Raw genomic sequence first — 3,107 nt, 5'->3', positions numbered from 1 at the left:
CTGACGTCATCGAAACCACGGTCTATCGGCTCGACGAGCTTTCCGAAGCCGCGAAAGACAATGCCCGCGCCTGGTATCGCGAGGGCGGCTTCGACTACGATTGGTACGATGCCGTCTATGAGGATTTCCGGCGGATCGCGGACATCCTCGGCATCCGCATCAAGACCCGCACCGTCCGCCTCATGGGCGGCGGCGTGCGACAAGAGCCTTGCATCTGGTTTACGGGCTTCTGGTCGCAGGGCGATGGCGCCGCGTTCGAAGGCCACTATTCCTATCGCAAAGGCACGGCGGCGGAAATCCGTACCTATGCGCCGAAGGATGTGGAGCTGCACCGCATCGCGGATGCCCTGCACCAGGCGCAACGCCGCAACTTCTACCAGTTGACCGCCGAGGCGACCCATCGGGGGCGATACTATCACGAATACTGCATGGCGATCTCGGTCACCCGCGACAGCCCGACCTGGCAGGACATGACCGCCGATGCCGAGGAGACCGTCATGGAGGCATTGCGCGATCTCGCCCGTTGGCTTTATCGCCAGCTTGAGCGCGAATACGACTACCTGACTTCGGATGAGGCGGTCGATGAGGCCATCGTTGCCAACGAATACAGCTTCACAGTTGATGGAAAGCGCTTCGGCTGAAACCCTTCTGCGCTGCCTCACAGAACCGACAGCAGGTCCGTCCGTGAGAAGTCGTCGCCGACGAAGAGCAACGGGCAGCCGCGTTCGCTGGCGACCTCATAGGCGAAGCAATCCCCGTAGTTGAGTCCGGCGGGATGAACGCCCTTGCCCCAGCGGGCATAGGCTTCGGCGATCCTGCGTGCCGAGGCTTCAGTGACGGAGACCACCTCGAACCCAAGGCCCTCGACCAGGGCGGCGATCTCTTCACCGACATTGCGCCGCCCGGCGACGATCAGCGCCTCGGCCACTGTTCCGGCCGAGATCAGCAGGCCGTCTGCCGCCTCGATCGCCACCATGCAGGTCTCGGCCTGCGGCTCGTCCAGCACGATGGCCATCAGCGCCGAGGTATCGACGGCGATCATGCCGGCATCCCGTCATCCCCGTAGAGGAAATCCTGGCTGCGCGCGGCAGCCGCGCCGGGCAATGCCTTGCCCCGCGCCGTGGCCCGGACCCGCTCCATCAGCGCGCGCCGGCCTTTCGGGGTCGCCACCACGGCAACCGGCACGAGGCGGGCGACCTCGTGGCCCCGCCGCGTCAGGATCACCTCGTCGCCGGCTTCGGCCCGCTTCACCAGTTCGGTGAGCTGCCCCTTCGCCTCGGTGACAGAAACCCTCATCGCATATCACTCCAGATGTTCTCCGCTATTCTGCACAAGATGGTCCAGATAATGGTCCACTTCAAGCCCCCAGAGCGAAAGGAGGGCCGGGAACAGGTGCCCCCGGACGGGTTGAGAGAGGGTCGTCCGGCAGGTGCCCCTTTCCCTCTCGAAGACCGATCATGGCTTTGCCCGAACTTGCTTCCCAATCCGCAATCCGCGTCCCCGACGAGCGCCGCATGGACTTCCTGCCGCGCCTTTTTGGCCGGCGCCTGCTCATCATCGGCGAGCATACCGTCTTTCGCTTCATGGAGATACTCAGCCCCGGCGATTACGGCGGCGGGCTCTGGGATTTCTACGAACGCGCCGGCCAGCCGCTCTATCTCGCGCCGACCTCAAAGCCCCGTTGCCGCCTGTTCTGCGAAGGCAACGGCTTCGAGGGCGAGGTCTCAAGCGATGCCGCCGGGATCATCGCCACGCTCTTCGCCTTCTCGCATCTTTCCTTCCGCTACGATGACGACGAACTCGCCGAGGGCTATGGTCGCCTCTACGAGCATGCCGCCGATCACGCGGAGGCGGCGGCGATTTTCCAGGCCATCGACTGAAACCCACAAGCGCCCAGCCTGACGGTCGGGCGCTTGTTTCATGCCTGCTTTCGCCACGGCTTCAGAGCGAGAGATGGGCCGGAAGGGGTTTGAGCCGGTGCGGTCGAGAGAGAGCGCTGCCCGGCTTGATCCTGACTTGCTCTCCCGAGGAATCCCCGATGAACATGATTTCCGCATCCGCGGCGGCATCCGCCACCGCGCCGCTTCCGTTCGACCATGACGCTGAGACCGCGGCCTGCGTTTTCACCGCTGCCGGTCTGCTGCTGCCGCATCTGGAACGCGGTCAGCGTGTCGACGCCGCCACGCTGCGCGGCGCCATGGAGGCCGCCTTCGGCACGTCCGATGCCACCGGCGCTTGGGACTGGAAGACCGCCTATGATGCCTGCGAGGCGGCGACCGTCCTCTTCCTGCGCAAATACGGCAATGCACTTTTCCGCAAAGCCGGGTCTCCCACCACAATCCTGCCGCAGCTCGGCAGGATCGCCGCGCTTCTGCCGACGCATACGCGCCGGTCGGAGGAAGCGCAGACCTTTCAGCAGTTCTCCACCCCGATCCCGCTCGGCTTCGTGGCGGTGACGGCGGCGGCGATCACGCCCGCTGATCGGGTGCTGGAACCCTCGGCCGGCACCGGGCTCCTCGCTATCCTGGCCGAGATCACCGGCGGCGCGCTTCTCGTCAATGAACTGGCCGAGGCGCGCGCCGGCCTCTTGTCTTCCCTCTTTCCGGCCCTTTCCGTTACCCGCTTCGACGCGGCCCAGATCGATGACCATCTCGATCCCTGCCTTGTTCCGACCGTTGTGCTGATGAACCCGCCGTTCTCGGTCATGGCCCATGTCGAGGGCCGCATGGCCGATGCTGCCTTCCGCCATGTCGCTTCGGCGCTGGCGCGTCTTGCGCCCGGCGGACGGCTCGTGACCATCACCGGGGCGAGCTTCGCCCCCGATAATCCGGCGTGGACCGCCTCCTGGACCCGGCTGCAGGAACGCGGTCGCGTCACCTTTTCCGCCGCCATCGACGGCTCGGTCTATGCCAAGCAAGGCACCACTGTCCCGACCCGGCTCACGGTCATCGACAAGCTGCCGGCCGAAGATGCGGCGGTGTTTCCGGCAGCGCCTGGTGTCGCGCCGGACGTGGCCACGCTGATCGCCTGGCTAGCCGACCTGCTTCCCACGCGGCTGCCGGTCGATCCCGGCCTGACGGTGCCGGTCGCACGACCCACCGCGCCCC

General features: G+C 65.9%; 4 protein-coding genes and 1 pseudogene. 3 read left to right on the top strand and 2 right to left on the bottom strand.

Annotated elements, in window-relative coordinates; all coding sequences use genetic code 11:
* A partial coding sequence (locus AQY21_RS11675) for an antitoxin of toxin-antitoxin stability system (RefSeq protein WP_065169926.1) occupies nt 1-641 on the top strand: 641 nt, incomplete at its 5' end.
* Between the two features lie 17 nt (nt 642-658).
* Here AQY21_RS11675 and AQY21_RS11670 read toward each other — a convergent pair.
* Nucleotides 659-1,042 (bottom strand): type II toxin-antitoxin system VapC family toxin, encoded by a 384-nt coding sequence (locus AQY21_RS11670; RefSeq protein WP_012092614.1) that lies wholly within the window; start codon nt 1,040-1,042, stop codon nt 659-661.
* Nucleotides 1,039-1,296, bottom strand: coding sequence for a type II toxin-antitoxin system Phd/YefM family antitoxin (locus AQY21_RS11665; RefSeq protein WP_028034381.1), 258 nt, complete (start codon nt 1,294-1,296; stop codon nt 1,039-1,041). Before AQY21_RS11665 ends, AQY21_RS11670 begins: the two co-directional genes overlap by 4 nt.
* A 161-nt stretch (nt 1,297-1,457) precedes the next feature.
* Between AQY21_RS11665 and AQY21_RS11660 the strand changes: the two genes are divergently transcribed.
* Complete coding sequence (locus AQY21_RS11660) at nt 1,458-1,880, top strand: antirestriction protein (protein ID WP_012092616.1); 423 nt, start codon at nt 1,458-1,460, stop codon at nt 1,878-1,880.
* A 158-nt stretch (nt 1,881-2,038) separates the two neighbouring features.
* Nucleotides 2,039-3,107: pseudogene (locus AQY21_RS11655) on the top strand (class I SAM-dependent methyltransferase); the annotation flags it as partial.

The sequence above is a fragment of the Paracoccus sp. MKU1 genome (assembly GCF_001447385.1).
Classification (GTDB): domain Bacteria; phylum Pseudomonadota; class Alphaproteobacteria; order Rhodobacterales; family Rhodobacteraceae; genus Paracoccus.
This window is presented reverse-complemented; position numbering and strand designations above follow the sequence as displayed.

Coding starts and splice junctions, on each gene's coding strand:
- AQY21_RS11670 (WP_012092614.1), bottom strand. CDS start 1,042: ATGATCGCCGTCGATACCTCGGCGCTGATGGCCATCGTGCTGGACGAG.
- AQY21_RS11665 (WP_028034381.1), bottom strand. CDS start 1,296: ATGAGGGTTTCTGTCACCGAGGCGAAGGGGCAGCTCACCGAACTGGTG.
- AQY21_RS11660 (WP_012092616.1), top strand. CDS start 1,458: ATGGCTTTGCCCGAACTTGCTTCCCAATCCGCAATCCGCGTCCCCGAC.